Annotated in this window: 17 protein-coding genes; 13 read left to right on the plus strand and 4 right to left on the minus strand. The window is 58.6% G+C overall.

Features of this window, described 5'->3' with window-relative positions; all coding sequences use genetic code 11:
- The first annotated feature begins 22 nt into the window (after positions 1 to 22).
- Together IT444_10685 and IT444_10690 are read left to right on the plus strand one after the other, a co-directional pair.
- Positions 23 to 439 carry a hypothetical protein gene (locus IT444_10685; GenBank protein ID MCC7193235.1) on the plus strand — a complete coding sequence of 139 codons (417 nt, stop codon included), beginning with the start codon at positions 23 to 25 and terminating at the stop codon, positions 437 to 439.
- Positions 436 to 1,938, plus strand: a complete 1,503-nt coding sequence (locus tag IT444_10690) for a glycosyltransferase family 39 protein (protein ID MCC7193236.1) — start codon at positions 436 to 438, stop codon at positions 1,936 to 1,938. Before IT444_10685 ends, IT444_10690 begins: the two co-directional genes overlap by 4 nt.
- Here the strand turns inward: IT444_10690 and IT444_10695 are convergent.
- On the minus strand, positions 1,898 to 3,313 hold the full coding sequence (locus IT444_10695; protein ID MCC7193237.1) for a phosphomannomutase/phosphoglucomutase: 1,416 nt from the start codon (positions 3,311 to 3,313) through the stop codon (positions 1,898 to 1,900). The two genes, IT444_10690 and IT444_10695, sit on opposite strands and share 41 nt — an antisense overlap.
- A gap of 133 nt (positions 3,314 to 3,446) precedes the next feature.
- On the opposite strand from IT444_10695, the gene IT444_10700 reads away from it, so the two are divergent.
- The 4 genes from IT444_10700 (at position 3,447) to IT444_10715 (ending at position 11,603) form a co-directional block, all read left to right on the plus strand.
- Complete coding sequence (locus IT444_10700) at positions 3,447 to 6,782, plus strand: hypothetical protein (GenBank protein MCC7193238.1); 3,336 nt, start codon at positions 3,447 to 3,449, stop codon at positions 6,780 to 6,782.
- A 64-nt stretch (positions 6,783 to 6,846) separates the two neighbouring features.
- Positions 6,847 to 7,857 (plus strand): hypothetical protein, encoded by a 1,011-nt coding sequence (locus IT444_10705; protein ID MCC7193239.1) that lies wholly within the window; start codon positions 6,847 to 6,849, stop codon positions 7,855 to 7,857.
- 86 nt (positions 7,858 to 7,943) lie between these two features.
- Entirely contained in the window at positions 7,944 to 9,539 is a 1,596-nt protein-coding gene (locus IT444_10710) for an aldehyde dehydrogenase (NADP(+)) (GenBank protein ID MCC7193240.1), read from the plus strand.
- A 27-nt stretch (positions 9,540 to 9,566) separates the two neighbouring features.
- A complete protein-coding gene (locus IT444_10715) occupies positions 9,567 to 11,603 on the plus strand; it encodes a hypothetical protein (GenBank protein ID MCC7193241.1) in 2,037 nt (678 codons plus the stop codon).
- Between the two features lie 56 nt (positions 11,604 to 11,659).
- On the opposite strand, the gene IT444_10720 is transcribed toward IT444_10715, so the two are convergent.
- The gene (locus IT444_10720) at positions 11,660 to 12,730 is read right to left on the minus strand and encodes a M20/M25/M40 family metallo-hydrolase (protein MCC7193242.1); all 1,071 of its coding nucleotides are present in this window, start codon (positions 12,728 to 12,730) and stop codon (positions 11,660 to 11,662) included.
- A gap of 437 nt (positions 12,731 to 13,167) precedes the next feature.
- On the opposite strand from IT444_10720, the gene IT444_10725 reads away from it, so the two are divergent.
- The 3 genes from IT444_10725 to IT444_10735 all read left to right on the plus strand — a co-directional run bounded on the left by IT444_10725 (position 13,168) and on the right by IT444_10735 (position 16,093).
- Positions 13,168 to 14,334: a hypothetical protein gene (locus IT444_10725; protein ID MCC7193243.1), complete on the plus strand. Its 1,167-nt coding sequence runs from the start codon at positions 13,168 to 13,170 to the stop codon at positions 14,332 to 14,334.
- Between the two features lie 104 nt (positions 14,335 to 14,438).
- Positions 14,439 to 15,662: a hypothetical protein gene (locus tag IT444_10730; protein MCC7193244.1), complete on the plus strand. Its 1,224-nt coding sequence runs from the start codon at positions 14,439 to 14,441 to the stop codon at positions 15,660 to 15,662.
- 104 nt (positions 15,663 to 15,766) lie between these two features.
- Positions 15,767 to 16,093 (plus strand): pyrimidine/purine nucleoside phosphorylase, encoded by a 327-nt coding sequence (locus tag IT444_10735; GenBank protein ID MCC7193245.1) that lies wholly within the window; start codon positions 15,767 to 15,769, stop codon positions 16,091 to 16,093.
- 26 nt (positions 16,094 to 16,119) lie between these two features.
- Here the strand turns inward: IT444_10735 and IT444_10740 are convergent, their stop codons facing one another.
- The gene (locus IT444_10740; GenBank protein MCC7193246.1) at positions 16,120 to 16,515 is read right to left on the minus strand and encodes a PilZ domain-containing protein; all 396 of its coding nucleotides are present in this window, start codon (positions 16,513 to 16,515) and stop codon (positions 16,120 to 16,122) included.
- 266 nt (positions 16,516 to 16,781) lie between these two features.
- On the opposite strand from IT444_10740, the gene IT444_10745 reads away from it, so the two are divergent.
- Together IT444_10745 and IT444_10750 are read left to right on the plus strand one after the other, a co-directional pair.
- Positions 16,782 to 17,570: a MotA/TolQ/ExbB proton channel family protein gene (locus IT444_10745; GenBank protein MCC7193247.1), complete on the plus strand. Its 789-nt coding sequence runs from the start codon at positions 16,782 to 16,784 to the stop codon at positions 17,568 to 17,570.
- A gap of 77 nt (positions 17,571 to 17,647) precedes the next feature.
- Entirely contained in the window at positions 17,648 to 18,532 is an 885-nt protein-coding gene (locus IT444_10750; protein MCC7193248.1) for an OmpA family protein, read from the plus strand.
- Between the two features lie 44 nt (positions 18,533 to 18,576).
- Here the strand turns inward: IT444_10750 and IT444_10755 are convergent, their stop codons facing one another.
- Positions 18,577 to 19,530, minus strand: coding sequence for a methyltransferase domain-containing protein (locus tag IT444_10755; protein MCC7193249.1), 954 nt, complete (start codon positions 19,528 to 19,530; stop codon positions 18,577 to 18,579).
- 125 nt (positions 19,531 to 19,655) lie between these two features.
- On the opposite strand from IT444_10755, the gene IT444_10760 reads away from it, so the two are divergent.
- Entirely contained in the window at positions 19,656 to 20,903 is a 1,248-nt protein-coding gene (locus IT444_10760; protein MCC7193250.1) for a hypothetical protein, read from the plus strand.
- A gap of 183 nt (positions 20,904 to 21,086) precedes the next feature.
- Positions 21,087 to 23,285 carry an ankyrin repeat domain-containing protein gene (locus IT444_10765; protein MCC7193251.1) on the plus strand — a complete coding sequence of 733 codons (2,199 nt, stop codon included), beginning with the start codon at positions 21,087 to 21,089 and terminating at the stop codon, positions 23,283 to 23,285.
- Positions 23,286 to 23,305: the final 20 nt, after the last annotated feature.

Here is a 23,305-nt window from a genome sequence, read left to right on the forward strand (position 1 = left end):
TCCTCTCCGGTAGAATCGACCTATGCCGCTGTGGCGTCGCCTGCTCGTATTCGCGTGTTTTGCTGTGATCTTCATCAGCGCGGTCTGGGTATCGCTGACTCGCTGGCCAACCCGTGAAGCGCGTGCGGCACAGTTACAGGAATTCGAAATCCTCGAAGACCGCATGCTCCCGCTGCGGATGCAGCTCCCGCCGGGCACCTTCGTCGGCTACGTGTCTGAGTTTGCGCCGTGGTCCTACGAGTGGATGCTCGGATATTTCAAGACGCAATTTACGCTGGCACCGCGAGTGGTTGATTATGAAAACCATCCATCGCTCTGGATCGCCAACTTTCACGACCAGCGCAGCCTGGAAACCTGGATCTTTCAGAACCAGAACGACATCGCCCGCACCGTGGATCTAGGCAACGGGCTGGCACTCGTGGAGTTCCGGTTCGAATGAGTGCCATTTTCCTATTGATCGCCGTCACGCTCTCGTGGATGCTCGGTCTGCTGCTGGCCACGAGCCTCGCGGGACGAGGCAGCGGAACGCGACTGGTGCGCTGCGCCGTTGCGCTGCCGCTGGGGCTGGCGGTCACATCCGCGGCGCGATTCGCAGTGTTCATGCTGCTGCCCGTGTCGTTTCAGGAATACGGCACCGCCCTGACCGTCGATCTGCTGCTGGTGGCTCTGGCGGGCGTTCTGCTCAAACTCGTGCGGCCGCCTCGATATGACTTCGCACCTCGGCGGGGAAGCGGATTATGGGCCTTCATCACGACCATCGCGCTGGCCGCGGTGCTGCTGCTGTTCTTTTGCAGATCAGCTCAGCAGTTGTGGAGTCAACCCTTTGGCGATTTCGATGCTGTTTCCATCTGGAACGTGCGGGCCCGATTTCTGTACCGCGCGGGGATGAACTGGCGCGATAGCTTTGTCGCCTCGGTTCACAGCGATTACCCGCTGAATCTGCCGCTCTCCATTGAACGGCTATGGCGTTACGCTGGCCATGAAACTCTGCTCGCGCCGACGGGAATCGCGCTGCTGTCGATGGCTGCGGTCATCGCCATCCTTTTTGCCGCGGTGCGCCAGACAGTCGGCACAACACGAGCCTGCGCTGCGGTTATGGCTCTGCTGGCGCTGCCTTTGTTCCTCGGTGTCGGGACCATTCAATATGCCGATGTCCCCATCGCGGCTCTCATGCTGGGGTCTGTAACCGCCCTCTGGATGGCGACCGCTTCACCTGCGGCTGGACGATGGATCGCCTTGTCAGGCGTCATGGCAGGCGCTGCGGCGTGGACAAAAAACGAAGGGCTGCTTTGGACTCTGGCTCTGGGAGTCGGCGTCGTCATTGCGGAATTGTTTCGGAGCAACGGCACCGCATCCGATCATGCTGCATCCTCACCCCCGGTCACTCGCATCAATCGGGGTGTGAAAGTTTTACGGCACGTGCTGGCATTCGGCCTCGGTGCCCTGCCGTTCCTCGCAGTCGTATTCTGGATGAAGCTCTCGCTCTCAGCGACCAACGACGTGCTCAAAGAACAGAATCGGACAAACACGCTGGAGAGGATTTTCGACCTCGATCGACACGCGGAGATATTCAGAGGCGTCTGGCAACATCTGCTCTGGCCGGCGGACCACTACGGCGGAACCGCTTCCGTGCGCTGGCCGGGACATTTCGTGCTCTGGGTGCTGGCGGTGTACGTCTTGGCGGCAGGTGTCAGCCTGCGCGGACGGTGGCCGGCCATGACCGCTACGCTGGCGGCGCTGAGCATCACACTTGCCGGCTTTTACGGGATCTACCTCATCACGCCGCACGATTTGTACTACCACATCGCCAATTCGATCACCCGGCTTTTTTTACAGCTTTACCCGATCATACTTCTGGTGATCTTTTCCATCACGAGGCCGATGAGTCGCGACAACCTCAATGCCCGCCCGTGTCACGATGCCCAAGCATCGGGGTGATCTCCGCCAGTATTGCTTCGAGTTTCGCGGCTGTCTTTGCTTCGGCGTTGAGGCGCAGCAGCGGTTCGGTGTTGCTCGCCCGCACGTTGAACCACCACCCACCTCGTGCTGCGTCACGCGACCAGGCGTCAACCGTCACGCCGTCGAGATGGTCAATGTCAGCGAACTTTTCGTATTTGGCTTGCAGCGCAGCCATCACGCCTGCTTTATCCTCCGCGCGGAAGTTGATCTCGCCGCTCTGCGGATATTTTCGGTAGGGTGCGATCAACTCGCTGATCGGCTTGTTCGACTGTCCGAGCACCGACAGCACCGCAGCGAAGGTGATGGCTCCTGAGTCGGCGAAGAAATTATCCCGGTAATAAAAGTGCCCGGACAGTTCCCCGCCGAAGGCTCCCTTGCTCTTGCGCAATTCCGCTTTCATGAACACGTGACCGACGCGGCTCTTGTGAGGCACGCCTCCCAGTGTCCGGACGGTCTCCTCCACGACCTTGCTCGAACGCAGGTCGTACACAATCGTCGTGCCCGGCGATTTTCTGAGGAAATAATCCGCCAGCAGGGCTGTCAGGTGATCGCAGCCGATGATCTGTCCCTTTTCATCCGTGAGGATGCAGCGATCCGCATCACCATCAAAGCAGACTCCGAAATCAGCCTTGCTGTTCCGTACTCCTTCCTGCGTAGGGATCATGTTTTCCGCCACCAGCGGGTTCGGTTCGTGGACAAACTTTCCGGTGATCTCGAAATTCAGCGGGATGATCTGAAGGTTGTTCTGTCCGCTGAAAATTCTGGGAACGAACTTGCCGCCCATGCCGTTCGAGCTGTCCACGAACACCTTGATCGCACGGCTGGGTGTGGTGAGAAACTTCAGCACATGCTCACGGTACTCGCCCCAGAGATCACGCTCGTGCAGACTGCCCTTGAGGGGAAGCGTGCCGCGCTCTCCGACTTTTTCGGCTTCAGCCTGGATTTCCTTGAGACCCGTTTCCGCACCGACCGGCCGCGCCAGCGTCTTGGAAATCTTGAAGCCGTTGTATTGGACGGGATTGTGGCTCGCCGTGACCTGAACCCCGCCGGCGGCACCGAGATAGTTGACCGCGAAATAGATGAACGGCGTATCACACATGCCCAGATCGACGACGTTCATGCCTGAGGCACGGATGCCCTCGATCAACGCAGCAGCCAGTGACGGCGAGCTTGGCCGCATGTCCCGGCTCACCAGAACGGTGTCCGCCATCGCCCCCGCCGGCGCGCCGACATCCTCCGCATGAGCACCGAGGTAGCGCCCCGTCGCCACGCCGATCTTCCACGCAGCGGATTCGTTGAGCTTGTCGGGATAGGTTGCGCGAACGTCATAGGCCTTGAAAATCTGACTGAGCATGCTGATGTCCTTGGGTAGTGGGGAAAACATAATACGCGGAGCGAGCCGTCCGGGATCTGCCCGCGACCCGGCAAAATGACGTCTCTTTTCGTTCCCCACCATCCATCGGGCGTTCTGCCGTTAAACTGAATCCATGTTCAAGCGTGTCTTTATGATTGCGGCGGCCTTCGCACTGGCGGGCGTGGTGCTCCTGTTGACCATGCTCGCCGAACCTTCCAAGCAAAAGACCGAGCACAAACCGCTCACGCAGCAGAGCGGCGGTCTGCACCCGGTCGATCCGCAGAAAATGGCACAGGACCTCACCGAGCAACCGCTGCTGGGTGTAGGCATCACGCGCATCACTCGTGTCAACGATCACGGCCAGGTCATTCAGATTTTCGTCCGCGAGCTGGAACCCAAACCGCAAGGCGTGCTCGACGCCAAGAATCCCATCTGTCGGATGCACCTGACGCCTTCGCGCGTGCTGGAAATCCGCGCGGTCGAGGGCACGTTCGTCGCACCCGACCGTCAACCGAGGAACGGCGAGTTTCGCGGCCGCGTGGTGCTGACTCTTTTCGACGGGCCGCAGGAGCGCCCGGTAAGACTCGATCGGGAAACAGGTGACATCGCCATGCGCGTCTTTCTGGAGGATGCGAAGTTCGACATCGAGCTGGGTCAGATCGAGAGCGAGGGAAACGTCCACCTGACCACGCCTCGGATCGACTTTATCGGCAAGGGACTCCAGATGACCTTCAACCCGCGCAAGAAGCGGCTTGAACATCTCGAAGTCCCCTACGGCAAGAGCATTCGCATCAAGACACAGGGCGGCAACGACCGCATCAGCGAACGCAACGGCGGAGCCACGACCAAAAAAGCCGGAGTCGATGACAAGGTTGATGTGAACAAGGCCGACGAGGCTCCGCAGTTTTACCGGGCTACGCTCGAACGGCGCGTCCGTATCCAGAGCGACACGATGGATGTGGATGCTGACCAGTTGCTGGCGATCTTCGCTCTGGGACGTAACGCGGGACGCGAAGGCGAACTGCTCGGCGGATCAAAGAAAAAAGCAGCTTTATCCGAGCCGCCCTTGCCATCTCATCGCGCCGCCGCCCTTCCGCTGCACTCGCCGCTTTCGGAGTCGTCGTCCGGGATGCGTCCCCTGCTGCCGGGTGATCCCCGTACAGCGTCGGCATTGCTTGTCGCCCAGAATGTTCTGGCTCAGACGCAGCCGGTCGATCCGTGGAAGCTACCGGAGGAAAAAGTGCTCGCCGATGTCAGCCCGACTGATTTGATTGTGCAATGGTCCGGTGCGCTGACCGTCGATCCGGAGGACCATCCGCCGGCGGAAATCGACGGACCTGATGACACGATGTTTTCACTGGTCGGTAAACCGCTGCGCGTCACCACCTATCCGCGCAACGTTAAGCCCGACAAGAACGGCAATCGCCCGGTCCAGGAGCGCATCTCGGCGGCGGGATTCGACTACTTCACGAAGTCCGGTCGGGTGCGACTCACGGGGAACGACAAGATTCCCATGACGCTCGACTCGCTCGCAATGGGCGGCCGGCTGCGCGGTACGAAACTCGACATCGACCAGGGCACGGGTTTTGGCCGTATTGATGGCGGCGGTGTGCTGGAGGGCAGCGACCCTGATGTGATCGCAGCCCTGAACCCCGATGCTGCACGACCCGACAATCGCCTGCCGCCGGGTCTGAAAATCAGCTGGAAAGACCGGCTCGACATGACTTTCTTCCTCAGAACAGCCGAGGAAAAAGCCGCAGCAGGCAAGCGAGAGGACAGCGAACAACTCATCCGGCTGACGGCTCTCAAACAGGCGGCCTTTCACGGCGATGTGACGGCGGATCACCCGGAATTCGGCATGCGTGCCGATACCATCTCGCTGGCACTGGATGACCCCATCAAAGGGAAGCAGACGCTCGACACCATCCACGCGGCAGGCAGCGTCCATGTCGAGAGCAAGAGTCAGAAGGATGAAGAAAAGTTAGCCATCACCTCGGACGAACTGGACATCGAGCTGGCGACCGACGCGAAAGGCAAGATGCAACCCTCACGTCTGCTCGCCCGCAACAAGGTCAAAGCTGCGCTTCCCGGTCGGACGCTGGAGACTCAACTGCTCGATGTCGGGTTGGCCCTCGTCGATCCGACGACCATGCCTGCTGATGCGCAGAGCAAACCGGCAGCAATGACTCTTGATCCGGGAACGCGAGGTGCTCGGCTGGTCATGAAAACGATGGTTGCACGTGACGGCGTCCACATCGTCACCGAGGATCCGCTGGATATCGCAGCGGATCGACTCGTCGCCGACACTACCGCTGATCAGATCGAGTTATTCGGTGTCAAAGGCAAGCCCGCCAGTGTCCGTCGAAATGAGATTCTCCTGACCGGCAATCACCTCGTGATGCACCAGGGCAGCCAGACGGTGCGGGTGCAGGGGCCGGGCGTGTTCGACTTCCCCATTAAATCCGCCATCGCGCCGGGGAAAGAGAAGGAACTGGTCACGCGGCCTGCCGCGGCACAAAAGGCCGGCGAAACCAAAGGCCCGCCGGACAACCTCGCCCACGTCACCTGGAACGAGGCGATGCTCTACGACAACACGACAGGCAAGGCACAATTCCAGGGCAAAGTGGAGATCGTGTCACGCTCAAATCTCGACACCACCAAACTCCGCTGCGGGGATCTGCAGCTTGAGTTCGTCACCGTCCCGCAAGCTGCCGACAAGCAAGCTCCATCGAAGCGCGGCATGTCGCTCGATCAGATGGCCGGCGGCACCAAGGCGATCAAGTCGCTTGTCGCCAGTGACAATGCGCGATTTGAAGCGGAGTCGTGGGCCGATTATCCCGGCGGCAACATTCTCCGACGACTCACGCTCGAAGGGCCGACTCTGACCTTCCTGGAACTGACCGAGGAACTGACCGTGGACGGCAAAGGCTGGATGCAGATGCAGGATTACCGGCCTGACACGAGAAAAGCGGATGCGACTACACAGCCCGAAGGCGGCCTGGTTACGCGATTCAGCGGACGCGGCGACACGCTCATGAAGTGGACGGGCAAAATGATTCTCAACGCCAATCACAACGACATGACCGTGATGGAAGGCGTGCAGATGATCCACCGCGAGCCTGACTCCAAAGAGTTCATGCAGATGGATTGCCAGCGTTTCGTCGCGGACCTGGCCTCGACCGGCGGACTGGGAGTCTGGGTGTCGCAGAAGACGCAGCCGACTCTCAAAGCCATCAGTGCTGACAAGGATGTCGTCGTTCACGCCAACGGCCGAGTGATCCGTACCGACCACCTGCTCTACACGGAGGATACGCAGATCGTGTCGCTCAAGGGTGAGGGCGGCCGCATGGTGGAAGTCATCGAACCGGGCGAGCCGACGCCATACACCGCTGAGGAGTTCCAGTGGGATCTCAAGAATAGCCGTCTGACCGTCATCAGGCCGGGCACGGGGCGCGTTCCGCTGAAGTGATCCATGGGGGCGATGTAGATCGCCGCGTTTTGTGGCTCGTTGTCAGATCGTTTATGTTTCTGGCATGCACCTGACCCAACTTAAACATCTTCGCCTCGGTCGTCGCATCGCAGTCGTCGAAGGCGAATCACTCGTGCTCCTCGACGGCTACAGCTCCGCCTATGACCTGGCACAGGCTGCTCTGGCAGCAGGAACATCGCTGGCGAGCTTCGCTTCGTCGCAGAAGCGAGGTGAATCCCTGCCTTACCGTGAAATCCATGAAGGCCGTAGCGATTGGAAACTGCTCGTGCCTTTCGACCACCCGACCGACCCGGCGCGGTGCCATGTCACCGGCACGGGTTTGACGCACATCAACAGTGCCAAGCAACGCGATGCGATGCACGCGAAGGAACAGGCGGCAAAGGCTCCCCTGACCGACTCGATGAAGATTTTCCAATGGGGAATCGAAGGCGGAAAGCCCGCAGACTTCAGCCGTCCCGGTGTGCAGCCGGAATGGTTTTACAAGGGTAACGGCCACATCCTGCGCGCTCACGGCCAGCCGCTGGAGGTGCCCGCCTTCGCCGACGACGGCGGCGATGAAGCTGAACTGGCGGGAATCTACCTCATCGACGCAAAGGGCCAGCCGCGGCGCGTCGGCATGTGCGCAGGCAATGAGTTTTCCGACCATCAGATGGAACGCAAAAACTATCTCTACCTCGCGCCGAGTAAATTGCGAACCGCCTCGCTGGGGCCTGAGCTATGGGTCGATTTCGATTTCCATGACATCAAGGGACAGGCTCGCGTCGAACGAGGCAAGGACGTGCTCTGGCAGCGTGATCTGGCCAGCGGCGAAGCCAACATGTCGCACAGTCTGGCGAATCTGGAACATCACCATTTCAAATACGCCCAGCACCGTGTGGCCGGCGATGTGCATGTCCATTTCTGGGGAGCTGATGCTTTCAGCTTCGGCGGCGGCATCACGCTCCAGCAAGGCGACGTGATGAGCGTGGAGTGGAAAGGCTACGGCAAGCCGCTGCGCAATCCTTTGCACCTGATCCGCGGTGAAGTGCCGCTGTTGCGCGTCACTCCGTTGTAAGGAAACGCATCGCCGCCTGCTCGTAAGCGGGTTCCGGAAACTCCGCACGTACTTTTTTCGTTTCACCGCGCGTATGATTCCTTTCCATGACTACTCACACACTGACAGGACGAAATCTCATCGACGGCCAGTGGGTCGGCAGCGATCCTAAGACGACACGGGCTGTTAATCCCGCCACCGGAGCTGTGCTGGAGCCTGGTTTTCACGCGGCGACGGCGGACGAAATCGAACAGGCCTTCGCCGCAGCGATGTCGGCATACGCGGCCACACGTGACCTGCCCGCGACACGCTGGGCGGATCTGCTCGACGCCATCGCCGATCAGATCATGGCCTTGGGCGATCAACTCCTGACAACTGGCCAGAATGAAACCGCGCTGCCTCCTGCACGCCTGACGGGTGAGCGCGCCCGAACGACAGGCCAGCTCAAACTTTTTGCCGCACTGATCCGAGATGGCTCGTGGGTGGACGCGGTGATCGACCGCGCTGACCCGAATCGTCAGCCGCTGCCCAAGCCGGACGTGCGGCGGATGAATCAATCGCTTGGTCCTGTGGTTGTCTTCGGAGCCAGCAATTTCCCCTTCGCTTTCGGAGCATGCGGCGGTGACACCGCGTCAGCTCTGGCGGCGGGAAATCCCGTCCTCGTCAAGGCACACACCGGACACCCGGCAACCAACGAATTGTTCGCCGCGGCTGTTCTCGCAGCTCTGCGGCAGACAAACCTGCCGACCGGGTTGTTCTCTCTGCTGCAAGGCTCAGGAACTAAAGTCGGTGCCGCGATGGTGAAACATCCGGCGGCGATGGCGGTGGGATTCACGGGATCTAAATCCGGCGGCTGTGCTCTTTTCGACCTGGCGGCCGCACGCCCCAGACCTATTCCCGTTTACGCTGAAATGGGCAGCTTAAATCCGTTCGTGATCCTTCCCGGCGCGCTGCGTGAGAGGCGCGACACCATTGCGGAGGGATTGGCCGGATCGATCACGCTCGGCGGCGGACAATTCTGCACCAAGCCGGGCCTGGTCTTCGTCCTTGATGGTCCGGATGCGGATGCCTTCGTTGCGAAGCTCACCGAAAAAATTTCCGCTGCCCCTGCATTCACCCTGCTCAACGCGGGCATCCAGAAATCATTTCACGAGATGACCGGAAAGTTTCAGCAGGTCGATCAAGTGAAGGTTCGCGTAGCCGGGGCGTGTACCGCGACAGCAGGCGCGACAGCATCGCTTTATGAGGTTACCGCTTCACGATGGATCAGTGAAGCGACTCTCCGCGACGAAGCATTCGGACCCGCATCGCTTGTGGTGCGATGTGAAAATGAACGGCAGCTTCTCGATGCCATCGAACTGGCCGGCGGCAACCTGACCGGCTCCATCCACACCGGCTCCGCGGACGATACCGAACTGGTGCGGCGAATCGTGCGGGTGTTTGAGCAAACAGTCGGACGGATCGTATTCAACGGCTATCCCACCGGCGTCGAAGTCTGCCACGCGATGGTTCACGGCGGACCTTATCCTGCGACCACCACGCCGGGCTTTACCTCAGTCGGCACCAGCGCGATACGCCGATTTGTCCGGCCTGTCGCTTACCAGAACACACCCGATGCCCTCCTGCCCGCGGAACTGCGCAACGCCAACCCGCGCGGTATCCTCCGCTTGATCGACGGGAAAGCGACCCGCGACAGTATTTGAACCCTCCTTCTTTTTTGTATCCCACTCATGACACGAAAAACTCATCGAACCAACAAGCATGATCCGCGCTTCTGGCTGCGCTATGGTGTCGCCCCGCAAGGCACGGATCGCGCCATCGCGGAAATTACCTCGCTGCGAGATCAAGGCCGCATCCACGGCGTGCTCGTCTTTGTCGGCGGGGTCGAGGAACGCGGCCCCGGACTCATCACACTCGATGAGCAGCGCCGCTGGCTGGATGAGGTACGCCCTCTCTTTGAGTTTTTTCGCAAACAGCGCATCCCCTGGGGACTCAACGTCTGGCAAACCATCGGCTTTACGCGCACGCAGCCGGGGTTACGGCGACCGGTGCCCTATCAACACATGATCGGGCACGACGGCACGCCTGCCGAAGAATGGGGATGTCCGCTCGATCCGCGCTTTCTTGAACATCTCGTCGAGATGTACGGCATGCTCGCGGCGGAGAAGCCGGACTCGCTGTGGATCGATGATGACTTCCGGTACTTCGGCCGTAATCCCGCACCGCTGGTCTGTTTCTGTCCGCTTCATCTGGAGGAAATGCGCCGCCGCACCGGCAGGCAATTCACGCGCGAGTCGCTGGTCAAAGCGATCGGCGATCCTTACGCGGAAGAAGGCAAAATTCGTTCGGCGTGGCTAAACATGCAGTACGAGTCGCTCGCTGACATCGCCAGCGGGATTCAGAAACGTGTCTCCCTGGAAAGTCCGCGCACGCATCTGTCGCTGATGACCGGCGCCATCGAGCATCGCTTTTTCGACGGTTGGGATTGGCCGGACCTCATCAAGCGACTCTGGCCCAAGGGTCGCGTCCGCATTCGACCGGGTTTTGGTTTCTATGCAGGCGGCGATCCAAGGCCGTATCTCTTCGGCACGACTCATCCGCGTCAGCAGCAGGCGCTCGTACCGAAAAACGCAGAGCTTTGGCCGGAGATCGAAAATTATCCGGGCGGAATCTTCTCCCGCTCGGCGCGCAGCATCCAGATGCAATTGATGGTCGCGTCGTTTTTCGGCATGGGTCGGGATGTGACGCTTTCCATTACCGGGATGATGGTCCCGCCGATCCGGGAGATTGATCCAATCTTCGAAGCGATCGAAGCCATCGAGCCGGTGATGAGTGCGCTGAATGCCGCCGTCGCCGCCCATCCACAGGAGGACGGCCTGCGGCTGCTCATGAGCGGCAGGATCGCGTATCACCAGGACTGGACGGGCGACTTGATCTGGCAATGGCCTCATCATCGTCCGTGGGACTACGTGTTACCCAACCTTGGATTCCCCGTCTCCTTCGCCCCGCGCGGGAAAGCAGTCTCCGTCGCCACCGGCGCAGGGCTGGCGCGTGCTCTAGGAGCCAAACGCATCACGGAATTGCTGCGAGAGGGACTCTATTGCGACGGATCATTTGCGTCGGCGATGAGTCAGATGGAGGGCCTGCCGATCCAACCGCGAGTCACCGGTATGACAGTGGCAGCAATGGAGGAAGTGACGGACGACTCCTTCGGCCGTGCGGGGGACGCCATCTCGCTGCGGCAGACGCCCAAACTTTTCACCATCGAGACTGGCGGTACTCCGGCGACAGGGCTGCCGGTGTCATGGTTCCTCGATCACTACGGCAAGCGCGTCACGCCGGGCACCGTGGTGTACGACGGCGGAGCAGCGGGTCGGCTCGCTGTCGTGGCGCTGGAAGGGCAACTGCTAACCGATCTGTGGACCTACTTCCGCGCCCTTGGCCGCAAACGGCAGCTTGAGGCGGTGCTGACCTGGCTGGGGAATGTCCCTGCGATCGCGTGTGACCATCCCGACGTTTATCCGATTGTCAGACGCAACGGATCAAGCTGGTTGATCGGAATGACCAACCTGCGGGACGATCCGTGGAAGCGTGTCTCCTTTGATTTGAGCGCAGCCAAGCCCCCCAGACGCGCTGCCATTCTGAACGCCAAGGGTGTGTGGAAGCCGGTGAAAATGAAAGCGGAGCAAACCAGCCGCGGACGAGTGAAAGTGACGCTGCCCGGTGTGCCGGTGACATGGCCCATGGCGGTATGGCGTCTGGAATAGCCGCGATCGCTCACGCAATGTCGTGCATCAGCGCGGATATCCGAAAACTCATGATCTCACGCCTGAGCGAGATATCCACGCAGCAGATCTTTCATCCCATTGAGGTCGTCGAGGTGCACCATCTCGGTGACGGTATGGATGTAGCGCGTCGGGCAAACCAGTGCCATCACCCGGCGACCTGCATTTTTCATCTGGATCGCATATCCGTCATTCCCGCCACGCGGCAAAATCGTGCGCTGCGTCTTGATCTTGTGGCGTTTGCCGATCCGTTCAAGCTCTTCGAGCAGTTCAAGATCGCTGATCATCGACGAGTCCATGACCAGTAAGCCCACCCCGTCGCCCTGCTTGCTGACGCGCTGATCTTCCGAGACACCCGGCGTATCTACACACAATGTCGTATCCAGCGAGATGGTAACGTCCGGCTCGATGGTATAGCTCGAAGTCCCCGCGCCGCGGCAGCCCACTTCCTCCTGCACGGTAAAGACGCAGTGAATTTCGCAATGATGCCCGGAGCCAGATTTTTCCAGCTCATGGAGCGCACGGATCGCAACCCAACTGGCGATACGATTATCCATCGCCTGACCGACCGCGGTTTTACCCACCACGTCAAACGTCGGGCGGATGACCACCATGTCGCCGACGTTCACACGCTTTTTCACGGTGTCACCCGGCAAGCCCAGGTCCACGACAAACTCACTGATCTGAGGCACCTTGTTCTTGTCCGCTTCGTCGGCAATGTGGATCGGCTTGCCTCCCGGATTCATGACGCCCGGCAGGTCGCGCGACGGATCGCGGGGATCGGGACAGACGGTGACGAGACGCGCGAATAAATTTCGTGTGTCAAATCCGCCGACGGGATTGAGACGCAGGAAGCCAGCTCCATCGATGTGCTTCACCAGAAAGCCGATCTGGTCCATATGCGCTGCGAGCATCACGCGGAGCGGGTTGTCCGCCTTCTTCCGGGTATTTTTCGCAGGTCGCGGCCGACGAACACAGATCAGTGAACCCAGCGGATCGGTGCGCACTTCATCGAAGAGGCCTTTGGTTTCCTGAATGATGAGTTCGCGAATGCGATGCTCACGGCCGGATACCGCGGCGGTCTTAATCAGTTTTTCGAGAAGTTCCATGGGGCGAAATGATAGAGGATGACAGGCGGAAGTTGTGAACCAACTCCGTGATGTGGAAATACCAGGGACGCATTGGAGGCATGGAAGGAAAGATTCACCTGGGTAATCTGGTGAGTTTGGAGGTTCCTCTCACGGTTTTTCATGGGATTTGGCAGTACCTACCGATGGGCATGCAAAGATACGGAAGCAATTTGGCGGTAATCGATCTTGACACCCGCCCGGTTGGCTTCTAGCTTTGATTAACCAGAGATGGCCCAAGCCGGGCTGTTTTCGGAGTCACGAGGTCGAACACCAAAGACCTCAGCCTCACGCCTACCCGAGTCGTCTCCCCCGACCATGATTAAAACGCCAAACCTCACGGGCGCGTTACCGCGCGCCCCGCGTTACCACTCATCCGTTGCGCGACGGATGGAGATGAGGTTGAGCCAATCACCATCATGACCACCACCACCCCCATTTCGACGACCGCACACCACCGCCACGCGGTCCGTACCTGGACCGACGAGAAAACCGGCCGCAGCGTGCGCCAGCTCACCGCAGGGGCAGACCACGCGGGACTGGGATATTTCCGTCTTCCGCGTCACCTGCCCGGCGGATGGATGATTGCTTACATTCCGAGTGCTGCGTTGATTCACCCCGACACCAACGAGCAGCACCCGCTGAACCAGCTCCACGGCAATTACCTTAAACTCCGCGTCTCGGATGGCGTCCTTTTCACGCTGGACCCTCGGACACGGGAACTTTTTTCCACGAAGCTACCCGACGGTGCGTGTGAGTGTATCGGGCAAGTTCCACCAGAGGTACCCGGAGCTGTCCACGACATCACTTGCGATGGCCGCAATGTCATTCTGCTCGATCTGCATCAATATCAGAATGCGTCTTATCCGTTGCCGAACACCAAAGATCCCGCCGTGTTCTGGAATTACTTCAAGCGTCCGCGCCACGGTCGGATGCTCGCCTACTCGCTGGACAACGGCAAAACGACCGAGCTTTACAAAGCGGACGATCATTGTCCGTTCCACGTTGATACCAGCCCGATCGATCCGACGCTCGTGCGATTCGCCATTGATCGCTTCGAGGCTTATGACCAGCGAATCTGGTCCGTGCGGACTGATGGCAGCGAGCTGCGAAAAATCCGTCCGCAAAGCTCCGGTGAACTGGTGACTCACGAGTTCTGGTGGTCCGGCGGAAAACATATTGGCTTTACCTACCAGGACCGGCGTAACGATCCGACCGCGCGCGACCTGCCCTGGGCGGAATACTCAAACTCACAAACACGGCTGGGTATTGCAGACTTAACCGGCAGGCAGGTTTATCTCTCCGACCCCGTCAACCACTACCACACGCACCTGTATTGCTCATTCAACGGTCAACTCGTGAGCGGATCAGGGACAGAGCACGGCAGCTTCGTTTACGCGGCGAGATTTGATTGGAAAAATCCCCAAATCAACTACGTACCGCTGGCGACGATCCACACACCTTACACACCCTTCGCCGGCCAGCATGTGAACTGCGACTTCTCGGCTGACGGCAGGTGGCTGCTCTACTCCGACACGGTACAGGACGGCACGATTCAGCTTTGTGCTGTAGGTGTGGATCTATGACAACCCTTTTCACCCCCCCCAGGCGAATACTTAAAAACAAGACGAAATCGCTGAGATTACGGACTTTCTTGACTGTTTTGCCGATTAACTAAAGGAAACATGCTGTGACCGCTCTGACATTGGAACCTCCGACCAACATGCTTGTCACCAACACCATTCGAACTTTCACTGACGAAAACACCGGCCGTGAGATTCGTCAGCTCACCGACATGGAGCACGGTGCGCACCTGAGCTACTTCCGGTACTTCAAGCAGCTTCCGGGCGGGAAGATGCTCGCCTACGCCAAGCACGCTCAGGGCAATGTGATCATTCTCGATCCTGAGAGCGGTGAGGTTGTCCGAATTCCTCATACCTTTCATGCACTGAAAGTGCGGGAGATCGACGGGCACATCTGGTTTATCCGCACGGCAGCGGACACGAGCAAGAACCGATCGGACCGCCGATACAGCCGTGAACTCTGGTCGATCAATCTCACGAGTGCCGCCGTGACGGAGCCGCGGCTTGTCGCCGCCATTCCTGATGATGTTCCCGGCGAAGTCGAAGACATCACGATCGACGGCAAGCACGTGATACTCCGCGAGTCGCATCAGGACTTGAAGGCATACCCGATCCCGACCACCAAGGACGTCCAGTCGATCAACCATTATTTCAGCCGTCCCCGGAAAGGCGCGATCTGGTCCTTCCATGTCGAAACCGGACAGGCGAACAAGATTTTCGAGAGCGAAGGACATTGCCCCCTGCACATCGACACGTCACCGGCTGATCCGGGACTGATCCGCTTTTGCCGCGACATGATCGAAACACAAGGACAGCGAATCTGGACCGTGCGCATCGACGGCAGCGATCTGCACGCCATTCGACCACAGGAACGCGGCGAGATGGTCACCCATGAGTTCTGGTGGGCTGATCCTAACTACATCGGTTACACGTATCAGGATCGACGTCAGGACCCAACGGTGCTCACGCACCACTGGGCGGAGTATGCGATGGCACAGACGCGACTTGGAATTTCCGATCTGAGCGGACGCGAGGTTTTTCTGTCCGATCCGATCAACTGCTACCACTCGCACCTGTACATGTCACCCGACGGGCGCTTCGTCAGTGGTGAAGGCACTCATGACCACAGCTACGTCTATGCGGCTGCCTTTGACTGGCGCAATACAAAGCTCGACCTGATCCCGCTCGCCACGATCCACACGGATTACGTGCCGTTCCGAGGCCAGGGCGTCGATTGCAATTTCTCGGCGGACGGCCGGTGGCTCATCTATGCCGACAAGATCGGCGGCTCGAAAGTCCATCAGCTTTACGCGGTGGAAACAGAGCTTTGATCGGCCTCCACAGCAGCGACAGGCACACAGCAGCGAGCGACTAAGGTTGCCCGCTGCAGAGATCGTTGTTTTAATGCGCTGCTCAAAACCTCAGGAGCATTCCCTTGGCTGATGCCATCCCTCAAAAGCTCGATAACGTGTCCGTGACATGCAAGGCCAATATTTATTTCGACGGCAAGGTTGTCAGCCACTCCGTCCACATCGGTGGAAAAAAGAAGACGCTGGGGCTGATCTATCCGGGTACGTTCAAGTTCAACACAGACGCGCCGGAGAAGATGGAGATGACAGCCGGTTCGGCGCGGGTGAAACTCGCAGGGCAGAAAGACTGGACGACCTATCCGGCGGGCACATCCTTCCATGTTCCGGGGAAGTCGTACTTCGAGATTGCCGTCGAGAGCGGCATCGCCGAGTACATCTGCTCCTTTGAGTGAAACGGCTTTGAGCGCGAAATCGGAGATCAGGTATTGAGATCGCCGACGCGATGATCGCCATAGATGAAACGGGCGTCCACGGAAATCCGAGCAATTGCGGTGATGCCTTTTTCGATCTCCGGGGTCAGCCCCTCAAACTTCAATCCGAGATCGTGTTTGAAGAAGCCGACTCGTTTGATCCACATCACACGCGCCTGCACAGTCTGTTTGCCGACCAGTGAGGTGAGCGTGACCTCGTGAACTTCACCCTTCTTAACCATGAGTCGGCCGCGGCGGCGCACGCGCATGCCGGTGCTGGAAAGGTCCTGTACATCACCGAGCTTGCACTTGAGTAGTTCGACCCGCAGCCGGCCACGGATACGGTTGTCCTGCTTCTTAGGTGCGTCGGCAATAAACGTCACTGGATTCGTTGGCGGTCGCACAGTGCGAGTATCGGGTAAATCATTGAGCGACTTGATGAATGAAACGCGAAAATAATGCCTGAAATCGAGAATTATTGACCACTGCTTGACGAAGCTGGAAAAACTCTGATCCGACCATTTCAACGATAACCGTTTCGCGGCGGTTTCCCGCTTGTCCGCCCCACCTATGCCATTAAGTGTCCCGCCTAACGCTCCGATGAAAACGGAGTGAAAGTGTCCTCGCGCAGGCTCCGCGCCGAGCGACGGGCGGATCCAGGAGACGGGAAATGGACAAGGCCAGTGCCATCGGGCTCTTTATTGGATTGACGTGTCTTGGGATCGTCTTTTACGAGTCGTCCCACGGCAACTTCATGATGTTCTATTCGCTCGAAGGACTTCTCATGGTCGGCGGAGGTTCAGTCTCCGTCTGCTTCATGGCCATGCCGATGAGCAAGCTCAAGTCCGTCGGCGGCTGGTTCAAGTCGTTCCTGTTTCAGAAAGGTCGCAGTGCGGTCGAGGTCGTGCAGATCATGACCGACCTGGCGGAAAAGGCACGCCGTGACGGCATCCTCGCCCTCGAATCCGACGTTGCCAGAATCAAAGACACCGACCCGTTCCTCGTCAAAGGTCTGCGCATGGCGATCGACGGCATGGACCCCGCCGCAATCGAGTCCACCCTCCGTATTGAAATCCTCGCCATGCAGGAGCGACACAAGGCAGGCAAAAAATTCTTCGACCTCATCAAGCTCTACGGCCCCGGCTACGGGCTGGTAGGAACGCTCGTCGGTCAGATCGGTATGTTCGGCAACCTCGAAGGCGGCTCGATCGGCTCGATGGGTAAGTCGCTGGCGATCGCCGTTTGCGCGACGATGTACGGCACAGTCGTCGCTAACGCCATCTGCGGTCCCATTGGGGACAAACTCGGAATGCGCTCCGCCGAGGAAATCCTCAATCGTGAGATGGTGCTCCAGGGCGTGATGTCGCTCCAGGCGGGTGACAATCCCCGGCTGACCCTCGAAAAGATGACCGCGTTTATCCCGATGTCCGGCCGCTCACAGCTCAAGGCTGCGGCGTAAGGAGCGAAGATCGAGCCATCCTGTTTTCACGCAGGATGACGCAGTTCCGGTGAAATCCAAACCTTGAACGTCGAATCATGGCTGAAAAGCACGACGAACATCACGACAAGAAAAAAGGCGGCCACGCTCACAGCGGCGGCCACGGGGGCGGGCATGGCGGCGGCGGTCACGAGGAGCACGAAGGCGCTCCCGAATGGCTGATCTCGTTTGCTGACAACGTGACGCTGATGATGGGCTTCTTTGTCATCATGCTGGCGATGAACATGAAACCCGCTGAGACCGGCGGCGGAGGCGGTGCGGCAGGCGGCGGAGCCGGCCAACCCGATGCTATCGACCTCTCCATCGCGGTGCGCGAGGCTTTTAATAATCCCGTCAATCTCAACTCCATGAACCCTTCCGATCTCCCGCTCATCCAGCGGTTGCTCGAACGCAAGGGTGCAACGGAAATTCAGGAGCCCGGCCCGCGCGGTGATGATGCGGACCTCTCATCCATCCGTCCGGGTGATTACCACCAGCTCTCCGGCGCGGTGCCGTTTGAGGATGGATCAACCACGCTGACAAGCTCCGCCGAGGCAACACTGGCAGACATCGCCAGTCACATGAGGGGATTGCGGCTGGTGATCGAAATTCGCGGCCATGTCAGTGCAGCAGAGGCGTTTCAGGCACCGGATCGCGCGATGTCTCTGTCGTTTGAACGAACGATGACCGTCGCCAAAGCATTAGCGGAGGCGGGGCTGGATTGGAAGCAGATGCGTCTCATCGCTGCGGGTGACAACGAGCGACTCAAGCCGCTCGTCTATGATCGCAGCGGTCAGAGGCGTAATCAGCGGGTCGAGGTCATCGTAACCAACGAGACGATGAACGACTCCTCATCCAACGAAGGGCTTAATCCACTCAAAGTTCCGGAAACCGGAAGTGCGCCAGCACCTGCTACTGAATCGAGAGCCTCATCGAATGAGTAGCCGGCTCCGCGTCTTACCCGCATCAGCCTGCAATGCCCCTGGCATCATGCGTTCTGTTTAGGCTCAAACCGAACGGTTCGCGGTTTGCGGCGCCCAATGAAGTAAATCACGTCCTCGCTGCCGACTTGCTGATATTTTCCATTCTCATCGCGCTGGAGAATCGCTTCGGTGCGTTCGCGTTCAAACTGCGGTTCGAAGTTTGCGGCCAGGAAATATCGCAGTAAATCACCATCGATCCGCAGCGGATGGGCTGCGTCGTAGTGGTGATCCACCTTGCTGGCGACCTCGTCATGCGTGTACAAGCGATCCTGAAAGACCAGGTATCCGCCAACCTGGGTCGTGGTGAGAATCCTTTCAAAAACCGCTTCAATGTCGTAACAATGCTCGATGACGTTGATAATCACCACCAGGTCGTAGCGATCGTCCGTCGGCATCGCTTCGATGGCGGAGTCGATCATCCGCTTAATAGGCAAAGTATGCCCGCTGGTCAGCCGGCGGTGCCAATTCGGATAGCGACGCCACCAGCGAAAAGAATCGATCGGCTTGCGCAGAAACTGCGGCACATGCAGCCACGCGGAATATTGCAGACGCAGGGCGTTCTGGTCATAACCGCAGTGCGGATGGCTCAGGTAGCGGGCTATCAGCGGATCGAGCAGCGTTGTCTGCTTGACACGGCAAACGTCGGCAATCAGTCGCATGTTGGTAAATGGTCCGCAGCCCAGCTCGATGGCGTTCTCAAACTGCCGGCCACGCAGCGCACGATAGCCGTTAAATCCCTCGAAATGTCCTTCGTTGCGATCGCTGTCGGCGGTGATGCTGTGGTGAAACCAGTGTGTGTGCTCTGCCTGCTGCGCCTTTTTCCAGCGAGTATGGTCCACGCGCGTGACGCCGCGGCCATTGGTGAGATAAGCCCGGTCATTTTCCTGGGCAAGCCGCTGACGGGCTTCCTCGCCGTGGAGAATATTGACGTTCGAGTCGATGTGTACGTATTGAGACATGCGATTAAGAATCGGCATTATCGATTTGGATTCATTCCCGATAAGCCGATAACACGTTGCATTCTGGTTATCGGTATCTCGGCACATCCCCACAGGAATGATCCGAAGCCTTATCATTCGGCCGCATGAAAAAAGTCTTGCTCTATTCCGCGCTGCTCGTGCTGGGTCTCATCGCCTCGCAGCTACTGCCCGGAATTTTCGGTGATGCCTACAGTGCCGCGAATCTGCCGATCAAGCTCGCCACGATGTTCTGCCTCGCATTCATCATGATTCATGTCGGCTATGAGTTTGAAATCGACAAGCGAAACCTCCGCCCCTACGCATGGGACTACTTTGTAGCGGCAACTGCGGCGGCGTTTCCGTGGATCTTCTGCACGCTCTATTTCATTTACGTCCTGGCGCCCGCGGAGCTATGGAACAGCGGCGAGTTGTGGAAGGAATCGCTTCTGGAGGCACGGTTCGCCTCCCCCACTTCGGCGGGTGTGCTCTTTTCCATGCTCGCGGCGGCAGGACTGGCGGCCACATGGGTTTTCCAAAAGGCGCGCGTGCTGGCGATCTTCGACGATCTGGACACTGTGCTCTTCATGATCCCCCTTCAGATGCTCATGGTCGGCATCCGCTGGCAGCTTGGGATCGTCGTACTGATTATCGTGGTTCTGCTCTGGCTGGCCTGGCGCTACCTGCACGCATGGATGATCCCTATCTCCTGGCCGTGGGTCTTTGGCTACGCTGCAGCGATCACACTCGCCTGCGAAAGCGTCCTGCTGCTCAGTGAGCGAATCGACAAACAGGTAACGATCCACATGGAAGTATTGCTGCCCGCTTTTGCGCTCGGCTGCATGATGGCCCGACCGCGCGGAGCTGACCCGCATCAGGATGATGCGCTCGAAGGACATGAAGAAGGCCCGGAAACCGCACGCGAACAGCAAGTTTCAACGATTATCTCTGCGCTTTTCATGGTGTTCGTCGGCCTCTCCATGCCCGCTATCACCACGGCAACCACAGACAGTCATGCTGCAGCGGCAGTGCCGGACACCGTTACCGCGCATGAACCCTTTCCCGGCTGGAGCATGGTTGCGATTCACGTGCTGGCCGTCACACTGATTTCAAACATCGGCAAGATGTTTCCCGCGTTGTGTTATCGCAGGCAAGCATCGCTGCGCGAACGGTTGGCTCTATCCGTGGCGATGTTCCCCCGCGGCGAAGTGGGCGCGGGCGTACTCGCCATTTCAATCGGCTACGGCATCGGCGGAGTGTCGCTGACCGTCGCGGTACTGAGCCTGGCGTTGAACCTCGTCTGTACCGGCATCTTCATCGTGATCGTAAAAAAACTAATCCCGCCCAACCGTACCCTGACTAACCCCGCTGCGTGATCTCGCAGAGATAGTCGGTTATGGCTTGACCTCTGTTGTTTGTAAGTTAGTTTGATTGGATCGTGCTCAGGGCGCGACCCGTCCGCGGGAAGGGTTTAACCCACCGTATGCATTGCGATTGAACATCCGAACCATTTTCCAACCCGAATCTGCGGACACCGGGAACCAGGGAAAGGGTTCACTATGGCCGACTCCAATTCGCCGCATTCCTCCCGCCATCTGCACGGGAGGAAACGCCTTCCGGTCAATCCTTCCGCTGAACATCTTCGCAAACAAGCCAAACGTCGCAGTAAGTCGGAAGGCTTACAACTCAGCGAAGCTCAACAGAAGCTGGCCACCGAGTACGGATGCCGAAATTGGGCCGAGCTGATGCACATGGTTGAGAATATGGGTCGTAACGCAACCACACTGATCGGCGATGGGAACTCACGATTTGAGCCATTGCCGACCGTGGTACGCCAACGCGATCTCGATGCGGTGCGTCGTATTCTGAAGTCAGGTGAATTTACACCGCATGATCTTGATGCAGGCCTCGCACATGCAGCCTGGTATGGCGGCGACGCTCCAAGCGTGCTGGAGGTCCGTAAACAAATTTTCGATCTGCTCCTGGAATACGGTGCCGACCCGGACGGTCAGTACGGCAGTAACTACGGCCCCATCGTTTTCGGCTGCGGTGAGTGCCTCTCACTTGAAGGCTTGACCTGGCTGATCGAAGCGGGTTGCGATGTGTCATTTCCGCCTGTCAACACCAAGTACGGCAAGCAGTGTGCCTTGTCATACGTATTGGGTACCTATGCTCGCGGCAACAACACCACCAAACACCGGATGATCGACCTGCTGCTGCAGTCTGGAGCTTTCATACCTTCCGAGATTACACCGGCATTACTGGCGATCCATCGTGGAGACGCGAATGAGTTAAGAAGACTCATCGACGCGGCCCCTTCTCTGACGCAACAGACCTTCCACGACATGCCCTATGGGAACATGCTGCTGGCTGGCGGCACCCTGCTGCACTGTGCCATTGAGTTCAATGAAATCGAATGCCTCGACCTGCTGCTGGACTGCGGCGCGGACATTAATGCGCGGGCTGAAGTGATCGATGGCATAGGCGGACAAACACCCATATTTCATCTCATTGCGACCAATCAGGATGATGATTCAACGCTGCAACATCTGATCAAACGACTCGGACGGAAGATTGATACAAAAATTGCTGCGACCTTCCGTCTGTCAAATGGAGAACGACTCGTCCAACCGGTTACTCCATTGGAGTATGGGGTCATCTCCGCTGATCCGAAGCGTGAATCATGGCAACGAGCACGTCCGCAAGTCGTGTCCTTGCTCCTCGAAGCTGGTGCCGATCCCAATCAACGTGGAGCCGATGGAGATGCGCTTCTCTGCCGAGCTGCGGAAACTGGACCGGTAGCAGTCGTGGAATTATTGCTCTGTCATGGTGCTCGTAATTGGATCGCCGATGGACACGGCAAACTCGCGATAGACCGAGCACGTGAAGGGGCAGCCAAGGACAAAGACACGATAATCACGCTGCTCAGTGACGTGAGGATTCTGGATCCCGATTTTCGAGCCGCAGTAAACGCTATCGATTCGGGCGATGAAACCGGACTGAAGGTACTTCTTCGCCAGCGGCCGGAATTGGTGCGTATGCGTGCCGAAGAGGAGGGCTGGTATGCTGGCCCCTACTTTCGCCATCCCACTCTCCTGCACTTCATTGCACAAAACCCACATCGAGGTTCCAGAAAGGTACCGTCGAATATCTGTGATATTGCTCAAGCGATAATCAACGCAGGAGCTGATGTCTCAGCGACCACCGAGGACAATCAAGGCAGTTCAACACTGGCGTTGATGGCGTCCTGTTCGATCCTCAGAGAACAGGGGCTTCAAATTCCACTCATTGAATTGCTTGTCAAAAACGGTGCTATTCCTGATGAGGGTATGGACGCTGCCATCAGTCAGCACGAGACAATCGCAGCAAACGTGCTACTACGGCTTGGAGCAAGGCTCACCCTGTTATCCGCCGCCGCTTTGGGTCAGATTGTCGAGCTTAAACACCTGTTGTCACAACAACCCACAGAGGCCGCTCGCCTCACGGCAGCCCAGGCAGCAGCCACTTACGGACAGGTTGTAGCCATCCATCTGCTTCTGGACAGCGGGCTAGATGTGAACGCCAGGCTGCCACATCCTTATGCTCCGACATTACTGCACCAGGCTGCCTGGTACGGCCACCGCTCGTTGGTAAACGAACTACTCTCACGCGGAGCGGACCCATCGCTGCGTGATTCCCAGTTTCAAGGAACACCAGGGGATTGGGCTAAGCACAATGGCCATTCAGAAATTGCGGAAATACTTAAATCCCGACAATAAACGGATTGCTGCGGTGAGAT

Source organism: Phycisphaeraceae bacterium (genome assembly GCA_020851465.1).
Taxonomy (GTDB): Bacteria; Planctomycetota; Phycisphaerae; order Phycisphaerales; family Phycisphaeraceae; genus JADZCR01.